This is a genomic window from Cupriavidus sp. SW-Y-13 (genome assembly GCF_009793345.1).
GTDB lineage: Bacteria > Pseudomonadota > Gammaproteobacteria > Burkholderiales > Burkholderiaceae > Cupriavidus.
Map to the genome: position 1 here is coordinate 1,243,620 of NZ_WHLX01000002.1, position 21,764 is coordinate 1,265,383.

At 63.5% G+C, this 21,764-nt stretch carries 16 protein-coding genes; 1 reads left to right on the forward strand and 15 read right to left on the reverse strand.

Going from position 1 to position 21,764, the window contains the following annotated elements:
* Positions 1-50: 50 nt before the first annotated feature.
* From GA566_RS21265 to hisD, 8 genes are all read right to left on the reverse strand, one after another.
* On the reverse strand, positions 51-1,067 hold the full coding sequence (locus GA566_RS21265) for an Ldh family oxidoreductase (RefSeq protein WP_160473953.1): 1,017 nt from the start codon (positions 1,065-1,067) through the stop codon (positions 51-53).
* A complete protein-coding gene (locus GA566_RS21270; RefSeq protein WP_160474695.1) occupies positions 1,064-1,999 on the reverse strand; it encodes a hydroxyacid dehydrogenase in 936 nt (311 codons plus the stop codon). The genes GA566_RS21265 and GA566_RS21270 overlap by 4 nt, the downstream gene beginning before the upstream one ends.
* Complete coding sequence (locus tag GA566_RS21275; protein WP_160473954.1) at positions 1,999-3,174, reverse strand: UxaA family hydrolase; 1,176 nt, start codon at positions 3,172-3,174, stop codon at positions 1,999-2,001. The genes GA566_RS21270 and GA566_RS21275 overlap by 1 nt, the downstream gene beginning before the upstream one ends.
* A 68-nt stretch (positions 3,175-3,242) precedes the next feature.
* On the reverse strand, positions 3,243-3,524 hold the full coding sequence (locus GA566_RS21280) for a UxaA family hydrolase (protein WP_137923741.1): 282 nt from the start codon (positions 3,522-3,524) through the stop codon (positions 3,243-3,245).
* A 136-nt stretch (positions 3,525-3,660) separates the two neighbouring features.
* Positions 3,661-4,674 carry an alcohol dehydrogenase catalytic domain-containing protein gene (locus GA566_RS21285; RefSeq protein ID WP_160473955.1) on the reverse strand — a complete coding sequence of 338 codons (1,014 nt, stop codon included), beginning with the start codon at positions 4,672-4,674 and terminating at the stop codon, positions 3,661-3,663.
* Positions 4,675-4,688: 14 nt separating this feature from the next.
* Positions 4,689-6,035 carry an MFS transporter gene (locus tag GA566_RS21290; RefSeq protein ID WP_160473956.1) on the reverse strand — a complete coding sequence of 449 codons (1,347 nt, stop codon included), beginning with the start codon at positions 6,033-6,035 and terminating at the stop codon, positions 4,689-4,691.
* Positions 6,036-6,152: 117 nt separating this feature from the next.
* Positions 6,153-6,929 carry a (S)-sulfopropanediol 2-dehydrogenase HpsO gene (hpsO, locus tag GA566_RS21295; protein WP_160474696.1) on the reverse strand — a complete coding sequence of 259 codons (777 nt, stop codon included), beginning with the start codon at positions 6,927-6,929 and terminating at the stop codon, positions 6,153-6,155.
* Positions 6,930-6,940: 11 nt separating this feature from the next.
* On the reverse strand, positions 6,941-8,251 hold the full coding sequence (gene hisD, locus GA566_RS21300; RefSeq protein ID WP_160473957.1) for a histidinol dehydrogenase: 1,311 nt from the start codon (positions 8,249-8,251) through the stop codon (positions 6,941-6,943).
* Positions 8,252-8,484: 233 nt separating this feature from the next.
* Here hisD and GA566_RS21305 point away from each other — a divergent pair, with 233 nt between their 5' ends.
* A complete protein-coding gene (locus GA566_RS21305) occupies positions 8,485-9,489 on the forward strand; it encodes a LacI family DNA-binding transcriptional regulator (RefSeq protein WP_370459337.1) in 1,005 nt (334 codons plus the stop codon).
* A 224-nt stretch (positions 9,490-9,713) separates the two neighbouring features.
* Here GA566_RS21305 and GA566_RS21310 read toward each other — a convergent pair whose 3' ends face one another.
* The 7 genes from GA566_RS21310 to GA566_RS21340 form a co-directional block, all read right to left on the reverse strand.
* Entirely contained in the window at positions 9,714-12,152 is a 2,439-nt protein-coding gene (locus GA566_RS21310) for a transposase family protein (protein ID WP_144198220.1), read from the reverse strand.
* Positions 12,142-12,879 (reverse strand): hypothetical protein, encoded by a 738-nt coding sequence (locus GA566_RS21315; RefSeq protein WP_144198219.1) that lies wholly within the window; start codon positions 12,877-12,879, stop codon positions 12,142-12,144. The genes GA566_RS21310 and GA566_RS21315 overlap by 11 nt, the downstream gene beginning before the upstream one ends.
* A 67-nt stretch (positions 12,880-12,946) precedes the next feature.
* The gene (locus GA566_RS21320) at positions 12,947-14,452 is read right to left on the reverse strand and encodes a TnsD family Tn7-like transposition protein (RefSeq protein WP_160473959.1); all 1,506 of its coding nucleotides are present in this window, start codon (positions 14,450-14,452) and stop codon (positions 12,947-12,949) included.
* Positions 14,453-14,497: 45 nt separating this feature from the next.
* On the reverse strand, positions 14,498-16,000 hold the full coding sequence (locus GA566_RS21325) for a hypothetical protein (protein ID WP_144198217.1): 1,503 nt from the start codon (positions 15,998-16,000) through the stop codon (positions 14,498-14,500).
* A 130-nt stretch (positions 16,001-16,130) separates the two neighbouring features.
* A complete protein-coding gene (locus tag GA566_RS21330) occupies positions 16,131-17,411 on the reverse strand; it encodes a hypothetical protein (protein ID WP_144198216.1) in 1,281 nt (426 codons plus the stop codon).
* 112 nt (positions 17,412-17,523) lie between these two features.
* Positions 17,524-18,807 (reverse strand): hypothetical protein, encoded by a 1,284-nt coding sequence (locus tag GA566_RS21335; RefSeq protein ID WP_144198215.1) that lies wholly within the window; start codon positions 18,805-18,807, stop codon positions 17,524-17,526.
* A 668-nt stretch (positions 18,808-19,475) separates the two neighbouring features.
* A complete protein-coding gene (locus GA566_RS21340; RefSeq protein WP_160473960.1) occupies positions 19,476-21,599 on the reverse strand; it encodes a phage integrase family protein in 2,124 nt (707 codons plus the stop codon).
* Positions 21,600-21,764: the final 165 nt, after the last annotated feature.

The following is a 21,764-nucleotide window of genomic DNA, read 5'->3' on the forward strand; positions in this document are numbered from 1 at the left end:
CGTCAGCCTGTCTTTGCGCAGGCTAGCCGCTGTACGGATGTGGGATTACGTTAAGCTTCGATGGACTCTCCTGCCAAGGCGCGTAGTTCGTTCCACAACGCCTCTGGTACTTCTACTCCGCGTTCTGCCGCTTCCATTCGGGCGCGATGCCGCCGCTCGCCTGGCACGCGCGCGCCATCGTCGTCCAGCATGGCACCGAGCAGCGCTTCGACACGCTCCGCATAGGCCGCGCTTCCTGCAAACGCGCCTGGGTCCAGCACCAGGAACAACTGGCCAATGCGCGGTCGATTCCCTGCGTCGTCGAAAAAGGAATCGGCTTCCGCACCGAACTGCGCACCGGCCAGCGATGTGACCAGCAGTTCGACCATGAGCGCCAGCATCGCGCCCTTGACGCCGCCTGCCGGCAGCATGGACCCGCGCAGCGCTGCCTTCGCGTCCGTGGTTGGCTGGCCGGCTTCGTCCAGCGCCCAGCCCAGCGGGATCGGCTTTCCCTGCTTTGCCGCGACCATGATCTTGCCGCGCGCCACCTCGGATAGAGACAGGTCGATGACGACCGGCGGCTTGCCGCGCCGTGGGAACACCGCCGCGATCGGGTTGGTGCCGAAAAGCGGGCGTTTGCCGCCCCATGCAGGCATCGCAGCCGGAGAGTTGCCCATTGCAATGCCGACCATGCCCGCTTCGGCAACCGCCTCCAGCGGCAACGCCGCAGCGCCAAAGTGATGGCTGTTGGTCACGGCAGCAACGCCCACTCCCGTCACACGCGCACACGCAATCGCCTCCTTGACGGCGAGATCGCACGCTGCAAACGCGAAGCCGCAGGCCGCATCGACCAGAAGCGAGCTTGCGCGCTGGACGCTGGCAACTGGCTCCGCGTGACCGTCAACCCGGTCATGACGAAGGTGCGCCACATACATGGGAATGCGCGAGACACCGTGCGATGGCAGCCCTACGGCGTCTGCACGTACCAGCGCCGAGGCCGTAGCCGAGGCTTGCGCCTCGCTTGCACCCGCACGGCGCAAGGCAGCCGTTGCCGTACGCGCCAGGGCGTCCAGGCGAACAAGAGTCATGTGCTGGCCTCCAGTGTTTTGCGTACTTCATTGGCGATCATCATCGACACCCGCGCGTTGGCTTCCTGCGTGACGCCCCCGATATGCGGCGTCAGAATCAGGTTGGGCGCGTTTGCCAGTGGGCTGCCTGCCGGTAACGGCTCGTTGCCAAATACGTCCAGCGCAGCACCGCCGATATGGCCCGCACGCAAGGCATCGGCCAATGCCGCCTCATCCACCACGCCACCTCGGGCGGTGTTGATCAGCACCGCGCCGGATTTCATCGATGCCAGACGGCCCACATCGAGAAGATTCCGCGTGGCATCGACAAGCGGCACATGCAAGCTCACTGCGTCGGCCTGGGCCAGCAGTTCGTCAAGCGCCACGCAGCGCACGCCCGTCGCACGCCATACGGGATCATCGGCGGAGAGCATCGGATCATGGGCGATCACCTGCATGCCGAAGGCTTGCGCCAATGCCGCCGTGCGCCTGCCGATATCGCCGAAACCCACAAGGCCCAGCGTCTTGTCCAGCGCTTCCCTGCCATCGGACAGCCGGGCACGTGGCCATTTTCCGGCGGCTACCTCCGCCGTGGACAGATAGGCGCCGCGCAGCAGCACCGCAGCCGTGGTCACCACGTATTCGGCAACGGATCGCGCGTTCGCACCGAATGCCGGGATCACGCGAATCCCGCGTTGACGACAGGAATCGACATCGATGTTGTCCAGACCCACGCCCAGCCGCCCAATCACCTTGAGATGGCTGGCCGCGTCCAGGAGCGCCCCATCCACCTGGGTGCGATTGCGCACGATCAGTCCGTGCGCACCGCCCAGTCCTTCCAGCAGATCGGCGCGCTGGTCCACCCACCCCGGTTCGTATCGCACATCGAAACCCGGGGTGAGGGTCTGCACCGCTGCCGAGTCCATGAACTCGCTGATGCAGATCTGCTTCATCATGCGGACTCGTGGATGCGGGTCAGCACGAACTCGCGGTGACCGAGTGCCTCGGCAGCCGTCCAGCGACCATTGATGGTGGCCATCATGCATTCGAGCAGCTTGTCGCCGGTCTGGTCCAGCGTCTGTTCGCGCTGCAAGAGCCCCGAGCAGTCCACGTCCATGTGCTCGCTCATGAGACGCACGGTGCGCGGGTTGGCGCACAGCTTGATCACCGGAACAATCGGGTTGCCGATCACGTTGCCCTGCCCGGTGGGGAAAAAGTGGACCACGTAACCAGCGGCGGCGCACAGCGTCACCATCTCGGCGGCGGCCGACGACGAATCCATGAACCAGAGGCCCGGATGGGTCGGCTCTTCCGCCTTGTCCAGCACGCCATCGACGGTGCACTTCTTGCCGATTTTCTGGATGTTGCCCAGCGCCTTCTCTTCGATCGTGGTGAGCCCACCGGCGATGTTGCCCTTGGTCGGCTGCGACTCCGACAGGTCGGACGTCTTCCAGCGGTCGATCATGCCCTGGTAGCGCTCGAACATCGCCATGAACTTGTGACGCACCTCGTCGTTCGCGCAGCGGTTGGCCACGATGTGCTCGCCGCCGGTCAGCTCCGAGGTTTCGCCGAACACCAGCGTCGTGCCCAGCGGATGAAGCTTGTCGAACGCATTGCCAACCGTGGGGTTCGCACCGCAGCCCGACGTGGTATCCGATTCGCCGCACTTGGTGGAGATCCACAGGTCGCCGATCGGGCATTCCACACGGTGCTGCGCCGTGGCGTACTGGACGAATTCCTTGGCGGCCTTCGACGCACGCATGATGGTGTTGTGATCGCCATGGCCTTCGATGCCGAAACCCACCACAGGCTTGCCAGTTGCGGCAATGCCGTCAACCACCTTCTTGGTCCAGCCATCTTCGATGCCAATCACCACCACGGCGGCCACGTTCGGGTTGCTGCCTGCACCAATCAACGTGCGGAAGTGCAGGTCCAGATCGGGACCGAACTGGAGTCGGCCATAGGGGTGCGGAATCGCCATGGTCCCCTTGATGGCCACCGCAACGGCTTCTGCCGCAGCGTTGGAGAGATCGTCCAGCGGCAGGATGATGACGTGGTTGCGAACACCGACGCGACCATTGTCGCGGCGATATCCCCAGAACGTGGTGTTTTGATCGATGACAGACATGACGGGTCCTCAGAGTCTTGGAAAGGGGGAGCGGAATCGCGATGGACTGACGTGCGGGACGTAGCGACTTACCAGCGCTTCGTCTTGATGTTGTGCACGTGAGCGTGTTCGCCAGCCTTGATGGGCGCGACGACCTTGCCAATGTCGATGCCGTACTTGTAGACGGTTTCGTTCAGCGCCATGTCGCGCAGCGCCACCTTGTGCCCAATGGGAATCGGTTGCAGCGCAGTCACCGTCACCACCTTGTCTTCATCCATGATCCAGGCGTTGAGCTTCGTGCCCGGCTCGATCCCTTCGACCACAGCCACCGCAACGGTGTCCTTGGCGTCATGCAGTACGACGTGAATCATTTTTTGTCTCCTTCGTGTGGGTCAAGCGTGAAACCATCGTAGGCGTTGAATTCATCCATGTCAACTAGCTCATATATATGAGTTGGATGGGCAAAAAAATCCGGGGCACCCGTGCGGGCGTGCCCCGGTGTTCAACTCAGTGGAATTCCGGCAGCAGCACGACCTTTCCGGCGGCAACGCGTCCCGCAGCAAGGTCGGCAAACGCCGCCGGCGCATCGGACAGCGCGCGGGTTTCCACCCAATCCAGCGCCCCGAAACTGCCGGCCTCCAGCGCTCGCACCGTGGCGTGCATGTCTGCCATCGTGTAGGTGTAAGTACCAAGTAGCGTGATCTCGGCCAGCGTCAGCTTTCGCATGTCGATCTCGCTCGACCACGCCTGCAACCCGATATGCATGATCACACCCCCGGGTCGTATGGCTGCAATGGCGAGATTGCGGGTAGGCGCCGCACCCACGGCGTCGATGACCACGTCGAAGCTGGAATCGGCGGGTGCATCGGCCAGGGGATCGATGACATCGCACCCCAGATGGCGGCGAACGGAGGCTTGCCGCAGCGCATTGGTTTCCGCGATGCACAAATGCCGGCATCCGTAGGCACTGACCAACGCCCCCGTCAGCATCCCGATGGCCCCGCCCCCGATGATCAGCACACGGGCCTCGGGCAATGGCCGGGACATGGCGCGCATGGTCAGGTTGACGGCATGAAGCGCCGTGGCCGCCGGCTCGGTCAACGCTGCGCTGACGCTTGCCATGGCGTCCGGGATGGGAATCGCGCAGCGTATGGGGATCGCAAGATACTCCGAGAGCGCCCCGGGCCGGTTCATGCCGACCATGCCCCGGTTTGCGCAGAGGTTGTCTCGTCCTTGCAGGCAATAGTCGCAATGGCCGCAGGTAATAAGCGGGTTCGCCGTGACGCGCTGCCCCACGCGCATGCGGGATTCGTCGGACGAAGCGACGACGGTGCCTGCAAACTCGTGGCCCAGGACGAGGCCAGGTTTGCGGCGCGGGTCGTGCCCGTGATAGGCGTGAAGGTCCGAGCCACATATTCCGCTCGCATCAATACGCAGCAGAAGCTCGCCAGGCACCAGCGCTGGCATGTCCCGATCCAGCATTGCGACGGCATCGGGCTGTGTGTAAACGATGGCTTTCATGGATTTTCTCTTCATCAGGTTTTCGACGGTTCCAATCCGACCGCGCCGCCGTGCGAGGCGCGACTGGCAATCCACATCGTGCAGCCCGCGCTCATGATGCCGATCGCCAGCACATAGGCGCACAGGTACCACGGCTGTCCGCCGGCCTTGGCACTCAGCCAGGTAGCGATGATGGGGGTCAGTCCTCCCGCAAAGACACCTGCGAACTGATACACGAACGAGATGCCCGTGTATCGCACACTGGGATCGAATACTTCCGAAAACATCGAGGACATCGTCCCGAAGACGGCGGCATGGAAGATGCCAAAAGGAATGATGATGGCGGCCCAGACCAACCACACGTTGCCCCCGGAATGCTGCATCAGCCAGAACGCCGGGAACGCGGACAGCCCGGCCAGCAGCGCCCCGGTGCCGTAGACAATTGGCCTGCCCACGCGGTCGGAGACGGCGCCCCACAGGGGAATGAAGAAGGTCATCACGAAGGCGCCAATCAACACTCCCAGCAGCGCATGGTCTCGCGTCAGCTTCAGCGTCTGCGTCAGATACGACAACGAATACACGCCGAACACATTGAAGAAGACGCCGTCGATAAACCGCGCGCCCATGCAGGCCATCACGACGCCGGGGTAGCGGCGCAGCATGACCATGAATGGCAGGCCGGGCGCTTTTTCGCGGCTGTGCTGCGCGGCTGCGAATTCCGGCGACTCCTCCACGTGGGTACGCATGTAGGAGCCGATCAGCACCATCGCCGCACTGAGAAGAAAAGCGATGCGCCATCCCCAGGCCAGGAAGTCCTCGTCCGAGAGGAGCAACGACAGAACGGCAATCACGCCACTGGCCAGGACGAGTCCAAGCGACATGCCCGTCTGTGGCAGGCTTGCGAAGAAGCCACGGCGTCTGGCCGGCGCGCTTTCAAAGGTCATCAGGACGGCCCCGCCCCACTCCCCGCCCAGTCCGATGCCCTGCGCCACCCGGCATACCAGCAGCAGAATGGGCGCCCATACGCCGATCTGATCGTAGGTGGGGATGAGACCAATCGCAGTGGTAGCCACGCCCATGATCATCAGCGTCAGCACCAGCATCTTCTTGCGCCCGAGCGTGTCTCCGAAGTGTCCGAAGATGATGCCACCCAGCGGACGCGCCACGAATCCCGCCGCGAATGTGGTGTAGGCCAGCAGCGTGCCAACCATCGGATCGCTCGATGGGAAGTAGAGCTTGTTGAATACGAGGCCGGCCACCACGCCATACAGAAAGAAGTCGTACCACTCCACCATCGCGCCGATGGTGCTCGACGTGACGACTTGCCGCAGCTTGCGTCGCGCGTCCTTTGCGGAATGCGGCGCCGTTGTCTGCTTCCTCATGCTTGTCTCCTGTGAAGTCTCTGCCCGGTGGCGCGCTTTTCCTGCCGCGCTCTGTCTCGGGCTTTCAGACGGCTGCCACGTGCGCGTCGCACGCCGTCATCGGATGGTTTGCGTGCGCTATCTGGCCGTATATCCTCCATCCACCATGAAGGTCTGTCCGGTAATGTAGGCCGCCATGTCGCTGGCAAGGAATGCCGCGAGGCCATGCAGATCCACGAGTTCGCCATTCCGCCCCACGCACGTGCGGCTTGCATGGTGCTGTGCGAGCGACTCGTCTGCGAAGACCGGGCCCGTCAGTGCAGTGGGAAAGAAACCTGGTCCGATGGCATTGCAGGTGATGCCATGGCTCGACCACGCCTCGGCGATGGCGCGTGTGAGTTGGACAATGCCTCCCTTGGCTGCGCCATAGGGCGCGCTGTTGGCAAACGCCCGATAGGACTGCAGCGATGCGATGTTCAGTATGCGTCCCCAACCCCGGGCCTTCATGGCTGGTGCAAGCGCTTGCGTCAGGAAGAACGGTGCGCCCAGGTGGGTATCGAGCTGGAGGCGCCACGATGCCGGGGTGACGGCGCCAAACGCCTCGCGCAAATTCATGCCGGCCGCATTGACCAGGATATCAATCGCTCCATGCTTGCGCTGCAGTCCGTCGGCCGTCGCGACAATGGTGTCGAGATCGGAAACGTCGCACGGGAAGGTATCGACCGCAATGCCCTGGGCATCGAGCCGTGCCGCCGCGGCGTCGAGTTGTGCCCGCCGCCTGGCCGCCAGAATCACACGCGCACCGCACGTGCCCAGTGCCACGGCGATGGCTTCACCTATACCGGAACTTCCGCCCGTCACCAGCGCCTGGCGCCCCGAAAGATCAGGTGCCGGCCGCGCGGCTGCAATGGTCAATTGGCTCACGATCAGACCTCGACGGGCGTGCCCATCTCGAAGCGCGCGTTGGGAAAGTACTTTGCCATGCGATCGTCCGCAGTGCGTGCATGCGCCTCCATGCCTTCGAGCCGCGAGATGCGTGCGGTGACCTGTCCGATCTGGCGCGCCGCCTCGCGCGTCATCTTCTGCCAGGTCAGCGTCTTCATGAACTTGTGTACCGACAGGCCCCCCGAATAGCGCGCGGCGCCCTTGGTCGGCAGCACATGGTTGGGGCCGCTGGTCTTGTCTCCGAACGCCACGGTTGTTTCCTCGCCCAGGAACAGCGAGCCATAGCATGTCAGGTTGGCCAGCCACCAGTCGAGATCCTCGGTATGGACTTCCAGATGCTCGGATGCATAGCGGTCAGAGATCTCCACCACCTCCTCGCGGCCGTCGCAGAGGATGACTTCGCCGTAGTCGCGCCACGCTGCCGTGGCCGCATCTCGCGCAGTGGGCGGCAGCTTGTCGATGAGCGAAGGCACCAACGCCATGACCTGTTCGGCCAGCGCGCGCGAAGTGGTGAACAGCCAGGCAGGCGATTCATGGCCGTGCTCCGCCTGGCCGACGAGGTCGCTCGCGACAATGGCTGCATCGGCGCTGTCGTCGGCAATGACAGCGACTTCCGACGGGCCCGCGAACACATCGATGCCCACTTGTCCGTAAAGCGTGCGCTTGGCTTCCGCAACGAACTTGTTGCCGGGGCCCACCACCACATCGGCAGGCTTGCCGGTGAACAGGCCGTAGGCCATCGACGCAATGGCCTGCACGCCGCCCAGGGTCATGATGACGTCCGCGCCAGCGGCCTGGAACGCGTAGAGAACATGGGGATGGATACCCTGGCCACGGAAGGGGCTCGAACATGCCACCACGGTTTTCACGCCGGCCGCCTTGGCTGTTGCCACACCCATGTAGGCCGACGCGATATGGGCATAGCGCCCTGCCGGTGCGTAGCAGCCGACCACATTCACGGGCAAGACGCGCTGCCCGGCGATGACGCCCGGGTGCAATTCGACGGAAAACTCCTGCAACGATTCGCGTTGCGCCACCGCGAAGTCTGTCACCTGGCGGATCGCAAAATCGATGTCGGCGCGAACTGCGGCAGGTACATCGCGCGTTTGCAGCCGGATCTGATCGGGCGTCAGCACGATGTCGCCGGACCAGCTATCCAGTTGCTTCGCGTAGTCGCGGACCGCACTCTCTCCGCGCGCCTGGATTTCGCCAAGCATCTCGGTCACAACCTTTTGTGCAGCGGCCGCTTCCGTCTGTGGCGTCTTCTCCGCTTTTTTCAGGTACACGATCATTTCAGGTAGTCTCCGTCTTTTTCGATGATGTAAGCGCTTTCATTTCTGGATAAAGCTGCTTACGAACACATTTGTGAAATGCAATGCAAGCGCTTACATGGAGGATAGAAGACGGTGCGCAGGGCGCAAGGAAGGGTATTCCCGCAGACTTGCCAACAGACACAATGGCGGTGAGTGGCACATACCCCGGCGCATATGGGTCACAATTCAGCATTCGACGGCGGAGCCATGAAGTGCCGAAATCAAGACTGGAGGATGTAGCGAAACTTGCGGGAGTCTCCACCGCGACCGTGTCGCGGGCGCTCACCTCCCCTTCGCTGGTGCGGGAAGATACGCTGGCCCGCGTGCGCGACGCGATCGATGCGCTGGGCTATGTTCCCGATGCGTCGGCCAGGACGCTGGCCTCGGGACGCTCACACACCATTGCGGCTGTGGTGCCCACTCTCGATAACGCCATCTTCTCGCACGCCATCCAGGGGATGCAGGAAGTGCTCGCCGCTGCGGGGTATCAGCTTCTTCTCGGGTCTCACAATTACGACTCGAATACGGAAACCGATGTCGTGAGGGCCCTGTCAGAGCGAGCCGTCGATGCCATGGTGTTGGTCGGCGCCGACCACGCCCCGGAAACGCTCTCGATACTCAAGCAATCACAAACCCGCACCATCGTCACCTGGGCGCTGTCCAACGCGCTTCCCTGCATCGGATTCGACAACTTCGAGATCGGCGCACTGGCTGCCAGATACCTGTTCGACCTGGGACACCGTCATTTCGGCATGATTTCCGGGATTGCACGGCACAACGACCGCGCTCGATTGCGCACAGAGGGATTTGTCACCGCGCTGCGCGCCTTGCGCGCCGAGTTACCGCCACAAGCTGCATGCGAGCAGCCCTACTCTTTCGCCGGTGGACGCGCCGGACTGCAAGACATCCTGCGTAATTCCCCGACCAGGCCAACCGCTGTATTTTGCGGCAACGACGTGCTGGCGCTTGGATGCCTCTTCGAAGCCACTGCCCTCGGTATCAGCGTCCCGTCCCAACTGTCGATCGTCGGCTGCGACGACTTGCCGATCTCCGCCGAGATCGCGCCAGGTCTTACCACGGTGGGCCTGCAAAGCAGCCTGCTGGGGAAAAAAACCGCAATTGCGTTGCTGCGCTGGCTACAGGATGGCGTCGAGCCGGGACGGACCGAGATGCCGATCTCGCTGATCGAGCGCGGCACCACGGCACCACCGCGTTAAGCTGTGACCGGCAAACTCAATGCTTCCGATCACCCACCGGACGGCTGGCAATTGTGGCAATACAACAAAGATTGAGAAATTCGTACAACATAGATGGAGAATTCAAAAATACTCTGTGGATCAGCAACTTAGCGCACGATTGCTGCCCTCACCCACCGGATGTGCGTCGCATGTCGCTTTGGGCCCGATGACAATAATGTTTGAGAAAATGTCTAACATAGCCCTCAATCGTCGTCTGCGAGGTAGTCCTTAAGCGAACGACCCTTCGTCCGCCAAGTATTCTGTTCGGCGGGCACCGTCAACAGGGGCGAAGTGTCTGGAACGCCTGCGGCTGCGCTAGCGGCCTCATGGCGTCTTTGCTTCTCGTCCTGTTGCAAGGCCTTCCGGGCATCTCTATCGACCGGCGCCGGCCCGTGCCATGCCGCGAGCTGCGCATCCCTGATCTTCTCGAGCTCGTCCACCATCTCTGCGGGCAACTTTTTTGCCGGCTTCGGCTTCTGGCTGATTAGCTCTTTCAGTGCCTTCAGCCTGGCCGCCTCCTCGTCCCGGTTCCAGCCAGACTCGAATGCCTGAATCTCAATCCAATCTCGATTCGGGTTGCAGTGCTCGGCCGACTCCACAGTCGGCGCGAGACGCAACCAGTCCCCTTCGCCCCGCCGCCACCAGACTACATTCTTGTAGGGCTTGACATAGACCTCGATCTTGGCCGTTTTCGCGTCGATGCCGCGAGCGGCGAGGGACCCACCGTATTGCAGCAAGGCGCGGGCCCCTTCGTCCCCTTCTGGCACGCTGGAAGGACTCCCATAGGACAATTTTCCAACCGTAATCTTGCCGCCTTCCACGGTGCAATACCGGGGCTCGATGATCGACGCGAGCAGGTCGACGGGCCGTCGGACCAGCGCCGCATTGCCCCGACGCAGCATTTGATGTTCCGCCAGCAAGCGCGCCGGGATCGGCTCGACATGGGCCAAAAACATCCGCTCGTCCAGAACTGTCGGCTTCCGGCTCCGCTTCAGGTTCAACTTGTTGATCACCTCGATCACGACAATCTCAAGCGCTTTCGGCGTAATCAGGAGTATTTCTTTCGAGTCGCGCTTGCGCTGTTTGCGTTGTGCCGCCTGTTGGATGGACTTCACCGTGGCCACCCCGGGAGGCAGCGCCTTCAGTCGCTCCAGAATTTTGGCACGCAACAGCTCTCCCATGGGCCCGGCGGCACGCAAGGTTCCGTCGCTGCGCATCGCCTGCTTCACTCGCCCGATGCCCCCTTCGATGCCGCCCTTGTCCTGCGGGGCTCCAGCCCGGGTCAGACGTACATCGATCTTGATACCATCGACGGTCCAGTCCAGCATCTTGTGCGAAGCGCCAGGACCGCGGTCCATCACGATCTGGTCGAACTGCCCGTTGACAATGCCAGGATAGTCGGCGGGATCCAGCCCGAGCTGTCGCAGCCGCTCGTCATGCGGAGTCAGGATGTTGTACATCAAATATTGATAGTGCTCCCTGCTCTCCTCCCCGGCAGTGACTAGCCACCCCGCGTAAGCATTGCTCTTGCGGCAGATGCCAAGCATGATGGTCGCCGGCCCACAGTACCGGCAGTTTTCGGGCGTGACATCGTGTCTGTCATCATCGGCCACGACAAGACACGCCTCGGGGAGCAGCGTACCATCCAGATCCGCGGTGTCCAACACTCCAAAGGTGAGGGCTTTGCCGCTGCCGCCTCGGGCACCGTTCAGCGCACCAACGAGCGGCTTTAGGGTGGGATACTCGAGGAGGAGCAAGTCCCGGTGATAGATAAGCGCGCGTGGGCTGGGAATGGTCGCCTCATCAACGGGAATGCGGGTCCCATCTTCTAATTCTGTCAAATAGCAACAGTTCACATAGAAGTAATTCAGAAAGAAGCCCCGGTCGCGAACCCGTTTAGCTGCTTCGGCGTCGTACTCCTTGACGATCCCGTCAATCGCCTCCCGCAAACGCTTGATCCAGAAGGCATCGGCACGATTGGTGCGAGGACAGTTCGCGCGTCCCCGAAGAATCGGATCTTTATAAGGTCGTCCGGACTTCATTGCCTCCGCAAGCTGCCATTTTGGAAAGCCTCGCTTGCCACAGGCTTGTGTCCTCGGTCGCAACGCGTCGTAGGTTCCCCCGAAGCGGAGGTAGATCCCCAACACGCGTTCGACCTCATAGCGCTTCGTCTCTGAGTCCGCGATAAGCAGGTCAATCAGCTCATGTCGCCACAGGGGGTCGACATATAGGTCACCAAACCCGTGATCGCCAAGCAGCGACCAGTCAATATGTTCGCGCGACACCAGGCCCTTTATCTTTTTCCAGCGGGTCACCCAGTCGCCCTCCCTTTTCGGCGCCTTCTTTTTTTTCTGGCGAATCGCCGCCTGCGTCTTGGCGTCGTCGGTCAGCTCAATCGTTATCGGGGGAAATGGATCCGGTACGATTGCCACAGCCTCGTCGGGCAACCGTTGTAGCTCTTCATAGGTCTTGACCAGGAGTTGTTTGCCTAGGGAAAAACCCTTGTCGTCGAGGTCGAAAAATGCCATGATTTTTTTGTCCGGATCGGCGTGCACGAAGCGATAGCAGCGTGCCCCCGCGCCGGTCAGATCGCAGCGCACGGTGGACTTGAACGACTCGAAGGGAAAGGGTTCAAGCTTCATGATGCGGCACCTCCAGAATCAGGGATCGATACGGGTGCAGTTCATGCGCCGGATCGACACGCAGGTAGCCATACGCATGGGCCGTGCAAAACAGATTGGCAGCGTCGATAGCTGTGCAGCGAGCCACCTTTTCCATTTTTTCCAGGCACTGGTCCAGGGTCAGTTCTTCCTCCTGCCACGACGCGTAGTTCTCCAGCAGCAAGCCGGCGAACGCCTGGGCGGCCGCACGCAACGCCCGGATGTCGAGCCCGAGCAGCGTCTGGTAGCAGCGTGCGGCATTTTTCAGCGCGAGCGCCGATACCGATCGGTCCGCCACCAGTTCCACCGTGACGCCGCGCGACAGAAGCTGTGTCTGAACCCTTGTCATACGCGTTTCGTTGACAAAAACCGCATGCAGATGCGGCTGGCCCCGATTGGCGAGCAATTCGACCGTCAGCATGCAGTCCACCAACGGCGGGAGCGCACGCCCCAACTTTGCGAACGGGTTGACAACCGCGTAGTTGCCACGCGCCTCGACAAGATAGGGGTTGAGCTTCAGAAGCTGGTCAAGGGCCGTCAGCGAGACACCGGGCGACACATGTCGCTGCGTACCTGTCAGACTATTCGTGATCGCGACCGTCGAGAATCGACGCTTCCGGATATTGACGAACCGCCCGGGTACATATCGTGATCCCGTCAGATTGCCCAGCGCGTCGCGCTCGGGCATGATCAACTGCGGATCGGGCACGCAGTACTGCGGAAACAGTTCAAGACATAGACCTTCCACTTTGTCGACTCCGAGGGCGACTACACGATCATGCGTCTCCTTCGAGCGCGCGCTTGATGGCGGTGGCGATCAGAGGCGACGCCGAGCGCCAGCGCTCGAGCAAGTAAGGCGTGACCCCAAGCGCGCGGCACAGCCCCGCTTTCGAGCAGCGTCCCGTCCGAGAAGCCGCCGACAGCGTCCGGCCAGCCTGGCGCACCTGCTCGGCGATGGTTGCTGCGCTGCCGGCTGTAGGCAGAAGCGCCCGCCGCCACCCTTTTGCCGCCTCGGTCTTCTGGTGTTGCTGCAGCAGCCACGCCTTGTCGTTGGTGACAAGCCACCCATAGGCGCGCGGCTCGAGCTTGCGGATGGCACGTTGGGAGCCGCCGGGATGGCGCTGGCAAGCGCTCTGCCAGGCACGACGCGCTGCGGCGCGTCGCTCGGCGAAACGCGTCGCTACCGCGAGCGGCCGCAGTCCTGCATCAGCAATAAACTGGTGCACGGCCCGCGGCCTCATCCGGCAGAGCGTCGCGATTTGCAGATAGGTGCAGTGAGCGCGTAGCAGGCGTTCGATATCCGCCTTGCCATAGTGTTTGCGGCCGTCCACAGACAATGGCGTCACGCTGTAGCGCCCGGCCCACCCGCTTGTCTCTCGTTTAATGATCCGACCACGTCGCGGGTGTGCCGGCGCAGGCAACGGGCTGACCGCAGTCGAGCGCGCCGCCAGACGCAGCCAGCCCAGCAGCAGCACGAGCAGCAACGGCGCAATATAGCGTTCCCCGCTGCAGCGGACCCAGTGGAGGACGTTCTGTCCGAACAACGGGCGGTCGAACACGCCCTGCAGTGCCGGGGCATCGAGCGCGTGTTTGCAGAACGTGCGGAAGCTGCGACAGAACTGAGCCGTGGCATAGGTGCCGTTTTCCCGCAGGACGCCAGCCGCGGCGAGTTGTGCCTCGAACCCTATCGCCGCTTGTCCGCAATCCGCCCCGAGCTGGCACAGCATTACCGTGTCCCGCGCGAATTGCGATTGCGCCGGGCCGGCCTCGCGCACGCACTCGGCCGGATAGTTGGGTTCGGGGCCAGAGGCCATCGGGACGAGTTGAACGCCATGACGCCAGCAGGCCCGCACCATCGGTGCACGATGCGGCCAGAAGATGGCGCGCGTGCCATACTCATGCCATGCTGCGGGCTCGCACACGGGGCAAACCAGATTGCCCGGATAGGTCGCGATCATCCACGGCGCGCGACCCGATGGTCGGATAACGCCCTGTCCCGTCTTAACGCGCTGCCGGAACGCCTCGCGCATTGGCGGCATCATTTGGAACGTGCAATAGTTGGTGAGCGTACGCTGCGCCAAAATGTCGTCGGCAGTCCCGAAGAATCCGGACGCGAAGGCGGCCAATTGTGCCAACGCAACGGTGACGGTGCCATAGGCGAGATCGGCATCTCGTTCGAATCCTCCATATCGGATATACGGCAGGCTGCCTATTACATGCGTGGCGAGGCTCGATGCGGCTTCGAAGGGATCATGGGGCAAAGCAACACCAATACTGTCCAATAGCACGGCAGTTCTCCTTCGCGTCCGGCGCTTAGCCCTCGGCCCTTATAGCGACAAGAACCGAGCCTCCAACGAGGGCGGCACGAGGATGTTATTCGCATGGAACAAAGGACGGACCGCCCTTGCAAATTCTGGACTAGAGAGAATCCAAAAACGACAAAAAGCATTCGACATTCCCGCTTCGTCGAGGACCGCTTGATACCGGAGCGGTAAGACTTGACCTGCACCGGCCAGCACCTCCACGGCGCGTTTTAGACGGGCGACAACGCGGCGTTGTTGTTCAGGCAGGCGGTAGACGCCGCGCAGTCTAGTCTTTCTCGGGGCATAGAAAGAGTTCGACAACAGCCAGTCTCGGTCATGCGCCATGAGCCAGACATACGCGCGCGGTTCCGCCGATGCCACAATGCCCACCGCCACTCTGCCATGCTTCAGGTAAGCACTTTTCCATGCCGCGCGTGCAGTACGCCGCAAGAACAGAACTCTAGCCCGACGCACCTCCGCTTGGCGCCCAGACTGGTAGACGCGCTGATTGACGGTACTGAGTTTCATCCCCTTGATCGCCCCCACCGCAGTTCCGCTATATCCCTTTAAGCGGAGTGCAACAGCATCAAGACACTCAGGTTGCTTCAGCGTCGGTTCGTCAAATGCACTCCAGGCGTGCGCCGGCGAGGATGGGCTTCTCGCGTAACTCGGATTCGGCAGGGACGCAACCGCCATCGGGCTTACTTGGCGCAGGAATCGGAGAAAGATCGCCAGCAAGACAGGTTGTATATAACCGTAGCACTGCGTCAGAAATCGTACGATGCGATGTATGGTATAAGGCCCCATACCGATTTGGTGCAGCATCGGGCTACGAACGTTCTTCCGCACATGGGCTTGAAAGCTTTCTATCAATTTCGCTCTGCAAAAACTACCATTTCCGTACTTGAAACCCGCATTGCGAACACGCTCGTTGATGTTGGCTATGGCGCATTCGATGTCCTGGCCCCATTCGCACAGTGCGACGATGTCGCACGCGAATTCGACCTCTTCTTTTGAAGCTATTTTCACGTTGCGCACTGCCATGCCGTAGTCAGTCGCACCATGAAACTCAGCGAGTAGCACCCCATGCTTCCAACAGGCGTCAACCAAGGCCGCTTGGTGTGGCCAAAGAAGTGCCACGGTGCCGAAGTCTTGCAGCGCTTCTTGTTCGCACAAGGGGCAAACCATCGGCGGACGATAGTCGCTAATAACCGTTCCGTCGCCTGTATGGCAACTGACAGTGCCATCGATAGCGCGACGCCTCAGGCGCTCGAACCGAACTGGCGCCATGGAAAATCGGCAATAGTTTAGAAGAGTACGCGTATTTACGAGTTCCCCGACATCACCATAGAAGCCATCGCCTAAGGCTGCGAGCTTGTTCAGCGGCCACGATATCGTTCCGTGCGCGAGCCTTGCACGGCGCTCGTTGTTTGCCAAAGGCGGAAGCATGCCGAACATCTCATTGGCAAGGCTGCTCGCCATCTCGAATGGATGGCGCGGCAGTAGTGGGGCAATCAATTCCAACATGATCGGCTCCTGGTCAAAAGTGAAATCGGCGCGTCGCAAGGGCGCGCGGCATCGGAAGACCTATCGGTTCCGGGTCAGCCGGCGGGCAGCCGCCGCAGCGACAACTGCCCATGACCGACATCCTCAACCGTCAGCGACCTGAGGCCGCCTGCTTCGGCACCCCCTGGGCCTGTCGCTCCGCCTTGGGCTTGACCGGTACGCGGTACGACAGCCAGTCCGCATAGCGCACGGACTCATGGAACTCCACTTCCGCTTTCGCATACAACCTGACGTACTTCAGCAACGCCGGGCATGCCTCCTCGAGCAGGTCGTCCAGGAGTTTTTCCGGGTTATAGCTGCGCTGCCGATGCAGGCGCCGGTTGATTTCGCAGAACATCAGCGGATAAGCCATGCGGTGCCCTCCGACCTGCTGCATAAGCGGGAGCAATGCATCGGGCATCGGCGCGCTGGTCGGAAGCTTGCCCCAGTAATACTGGGATAGCTCGACGTCGCTGTCGGCATGGGGGACGATCTCGTGCACCCTGCCCACCGACAGCAAGTCGAGCGCGTCGCGGGCGGTCCCCGGTCTCGCGAGTCCCGACGCCAGGAACACGACGACGCCGAAGCCGGCATCGGCAACGTTGCCAAGCGTCTGCACGAAATCGGCAAACTCCTGCACGCGTGCGGCATGCCGCGAGTCCAGACCAACGATCGCGATGGCACCCACATGCAGCGCGGACAAGGTGCGGATGATGACCTCCAGCGCCGGCATGTTCGACCTTCGGTAGGCCTGGGCGAGACCTTGGTGCAAGTAGGCATCCAAGCTGCGCAAGAGCGCCGGGACGAAGGCAGTCTCATTGAGCCGAATACTCACCCGGACGACCAGGAACGGCCAGTGGTACAGACGACCGGGCGTGACAATGGACTGGCCACGTTCGTCGAACTCGTCGACCCGGTCATATTGGCGACAGACACCGAAATGGGCCTGCACGGCATAAGCGAGCTTGGCGGCGTCCAGCGACAGGGGCGCCGCTACCATCAGCACGCGGCGCGCGCGCTCCGATGCCTCGCGCGAACACAGCTCCTGCATCCCGTAGCGGGCGTGGTAGATCGCCCGCGTGGTGTCCTGCCGGATCTGGACCAGGCTATCGCCCTTGGCCTGCGTCCGCGTCTCGACCATTTCGATGATGAGCTCCGCGATATCGAGCTCTTCTGAGGTCGGAAGAATGCCGCCCTCAATATCAAGTCGTCCCCGTGCCAGACGGGAACGGGCCTTGCCCCGCAGGGACGAATCCTCCAGGACATCGGCGTGACTGAGCGCCTCTAGCAGATCACTCTTCCTCAGTGGCGCTGGCAGGGCTTCCACCAGAAAACCGCGGCGGATCGCCAGGTGCACGCGCCGCGTCTGGCTGGCTCGAGCAGGTGTACGCATGGTTGTCTCCTTCGAAAACAGCGCCTCTGCGTCGGCAGAACGCTTGGGGGCGCGGACCGCGCCATGGCGGTCCCGCACCGCGTCTATTGCAAACAGGAGTGCAAACAGGAAGTCAGCCGCGCGGGCCGACGCGGGCAAAGACCATGTCGAGCACCTTCGCGATTCGGTCGAAGCTATCCGGCCCCGGGTGCGACGGGCTTGGCGCGGCGGGAATGCGCCAGCTCCGCACGACTTCGCGCCGCTCCAACGAGCCATTCGGGGTAGGCGTCAGGTGGATGCTGATCAGATGCAGCAGCAGCGTGCCGCTCGCCGGGTCATGGCTCGCGACGCAGTGGCCCACGCTCGCCACGGGTGCACCGCGTACCGCTTCGGTCGTGTCGCGGCGCGCCTCGCCGTTGCGGGAAGCGACGTCGACCGGCGCCCGCTCAAGCGTGCGGTCCCGGGGCGCAGTTCGGCCCTCTACCCAGCCCTTATGGCCGGCGCGGTTCGCGACCAGGACGACGTTCACCGGCGATGTGTCCCAGGGCACGTTGGCCGACTGGAGTTGTCGCTGGAGCCGCCGCATGCTTTTTTCGACCTCGGCCTTGCTGACCGGTGCATAGGACTCGCCCTCATCGGTCCGCGCATGCGCTGCGGGCTGGCGGGCATGCAGAGTCCGGCGACGGCGTGGCGCGTCATCCGCCGGCGGCTCTGCCGTCGGGGAAGTCGACGGCCGTTCGCCCGTGGCGGCCGGCCGCAGACCCGATCTGACACATAAGGCGTCCCAATACACCGCAGCGATTTGGCGTTCGACCTCGTCAGTCGAAAGTTCCGGCGCGGTCGGCCGCGAGGACGTCACATCGACCGCTTGTCCGGCTTGGCCCTGGCCATCCACAGGACGCAGCCAGTCATGCAGGATGGGCAGATCCTGCCGGGGTGTCGCTGACAGCCCGGACGCGACGATCTGGCGGCCGCGCAACGTCTCGACCCCGGACAGGTGGGCAAGATCTCCCAGCCTGCGCGCCATCCGCTCCCTATGGCGGCGCGAGGGGCGCGGGGAATGCGCATCGTCGGACGGCAGTGGCAGGTCGAGTCGCGGGTCAAATTGCCGGTCGCCAACGATGCGGGGGCGCCGATCGGTCACGACCTCGCCGTCCCCGATGCCCGGAAAGTCCTCGCTGCCGCGCGTCGGCGCCGGCGGCAGCGGATGCCCGGGCGCATTGGCCGGGGGCAGCGCGGCCGGGGCGAGACTGGGATCGAGCTTGTGGTCGGGATCGAGGTCCACGCGATCCCGATCCATGCAGTCGCGGTCTTTCCCGGTGCGAGTGCGGGTGCGGGCAGGCCGCGTGGTGTCGCGGGCCGTCGTGTGCGGTTCCGGCGATCCGGTCGCCGGCAATGCTTTGGTGCGTGTGGCCATGATGTGCTCCGAAATTCATTTTTCAGATTCCGGAGGCACAGGCGCGCAGCGTCCTTGATCTTTTGCGGGCTTTCGATCAATACTTTGGGCACCACACCGCCTGTATCGACCTTGAGACCGCGCGAGATCACTGGATGCGTCCTTGGCATTCCGGATCCTACGTGGGGGATGGGTTTCAGTTCTTCCTGGATTTCCTTTTCGATTACCCGCCAGCCGGGCGTAGAAAGGATATAGGAGAGAAACGGCCGCCTCGCAAGGGCGGCCGTTTTTTTATGGCCCACGATTTTCCATCACCCCTCGCTCCTGACGAGTCGGCTCCCCGCAGCAATTCCGCGCTGCGCATCGTCCTTCCCTGGCCTTCCATTTGCCATATTCATAGTAAAATCACCACGCTTTTTTCCTTTACAATCAGAGAATTACCACCGCTACTCTCCGAATATTTTTAAAGACGCTTTAAAATCGCCGCCCACACCCATCAAAGTGATTCATGTGCCTCACGAAATCGCGCCAAATACCCCCTTCACGCGATTCGCATAATCCTTCCTGGCGATTTTCCGGTATTTTTGTGGCGATTTTTGGTGCAGGATTTTTCCCGCCATCCCTTGATTGGACGGGGCGGGCGGGGGATTACCGCGTACCGATTATGTTGGCCGGCGTGCCGCACCGCATTACGCGGATGCGGGAGGCGATTGCCACAGCTTGTGCATCGCGGCAAGCCGCCGCGCGTCCTCCGTCCGCACATACGCCGTCGTGGTGTCCAGCGACGCGTGGCCCACATTCTGCTGGACGAGCTCCACGGGTAGCCCGCCGTCGAGGCTGTGATTGATACAGGTGTGCCGCAGCCAGTGCGCACTGGCCTGGCGCAGCCGGGCCGCCAGCGCCGGTTCCGACGCATCGAGACGCTGCGCCACGCCGGCGAAGAAGCGCTTCAGTTGGCCGTGTAGCGCGCTGCCCGTCACCCCGATATCGGCGGCGACGACGCCGCGCACCACGCCCAGGATCGGCACCTGCGCGGCCAGGCGCGGATCGCCGGGCAGGCCCCGCGCGACCAGGTAGCGCCCGAGCCGATCGATCCAGGCGTCCGGCACGGGCACCAGGCGCACCTTCTGCCCTTTGCCCACCGTGCGCAAGAGCCAGCCGGTAACCGGCGTGCCGTCGGCCTGTCGCAGGGTGACGTGCTCCAGATCGTCGGTGCGCGCCGCGACCAGCTCGGCCAGGCGCAACCCGCCGCCATACAGCAGGTGCAGGGCCACCTGCAGGCGCTGGCTCGCCAGGCCCGCCGGCAGCCGGTCGAGCGCGGCGGCCACGTGCGCCCAGAGTTCATGGCTTAAGCCTCGGCCGGGATCGGGGCCGCGCGGGATCCGCACCGGCACGCGCACCGCCCGGAACGGGTTGCCCACCAGGTAATTCTGGGTGACGAGGAAGGCAAACAGGTTCCCGAGCACGGAGGCCGCGTACCCCACGCTGCGCGCCGAAAGCGCGCCTTCAAGCGGCCGCCATCCAACGGCCCAACGGGGCACATTGCGCGGTCCACACCACGCGGGCGGCGGCGCCTGCAGGAAGGCGAGATAGGCCGCGCCATCCTCAGGGGTGAGCGAGGACAACGCGCGCCGGCGCTCGATCACGCACCAGAGCAAGAGCCGCTCCGCCTCCTTGCGGTAGGCCTCATAGGTATGGGAACGACGCGCCGGCGCACCCGGTGAACTGGCTTCCGGCGAACTGGGTTGCAGCGACGGCGCCCGGACCGCGAGCCAGCTCGCGATGGCCGCGCGATCGTCCGGCGCGTCGATCAAGCACAGTTCGCGCGGTGCCCGGAAGCGCCCTGTCCGCCCGTCCAACTCAGCAGGCAGCACCAGCCGCGTCATCGGCATCAGCGGCGACGGTGCGGGTAATTCAAATGCTGTCGCCGTGCCATCCGGCCGACCTGTTACCCCGCTTGCCGTTCCGCTGTCCGCCGCGGGCGGTGCCTGGCGCCCGGCCGGGGCCGACGCTGGCGCGCGCCCTGGCGCCGCTTCCGGCAAGCCCCCCAGGGTGGCCGTGTGCGCCGACAGGAACTGCCGGATCGCCCGCGCCTTGCCCGCGCCGATCCCGGCGACAGCACGCCACCAGCGCGGGTCCGCCGCCACGCGCGCGTGCAGCTCGGCCAGCGTGCGCAGGCCGTGGGCGGTCAGGCGGGCGGCGATCGCATCGGTGAACCACGCTTGCACGCCGTCGTCGAGCCCGACCGGTGCCGCCATGGTGGCTTCCAATTGGTGGATGGCGAGCAGTTGCCGGCGCAGCAGCGCGGTGCGACGTCGCTGCTGGTCGAGTGCCGTCCCGAATGCCATCTGGTATGCGGCGAGCTGTTCGCCTTCGCTGAACTCCTCGAGGCCCTGCGCTGCGGCGAACGCGGCCAGCGTCGGCAGCGCCGTCGCCCCGGGCGCCAGATCGAGGCGCAGCAGGGTCGCGCGGGCGAAGTTGCCACCGCGCGCGGCCGCCGCGCACAGCTCGGCGCGGATCCAGCCGGTCAGGCGGTGCACGGGCTGCAGGTCCGCCTCGTCACGGGCAGCAGCGGCACCGGCACCGGCACCGGCAGCGGCCGTGGCGTCGGCGGCCGAGGCCGCGTCGGGGTCTGCGGCTTCGGGGACGTACAGCGGGGCCGCGATGCGTGGGGCGACGCCCTGGAGCACGGCCCGGAGGTAGGCGAAGTGACCGCGGTGCAGCCGGCGTCGCGTGACCACGGGCAGGCGATGCAGCAGGCGGTCCAGCAGGGCCGATGGCTTGGGGGCGTCGCGACGTAGGGCCGGCGGCACAGCCGTTCCGACGGCGTCCGAAGGCGCTGGGTCCGGCCTGGCTTCGGCGGCAGGGTCTACAGGGACGGGAGGCATGCGCCCTCCTCGCATTGGGACACACACGGTGTCGGGCCGCTGGCTCGCCATGCCGGCGCGGGTGGGCCGAGGGAATGACGCACCTCGGCA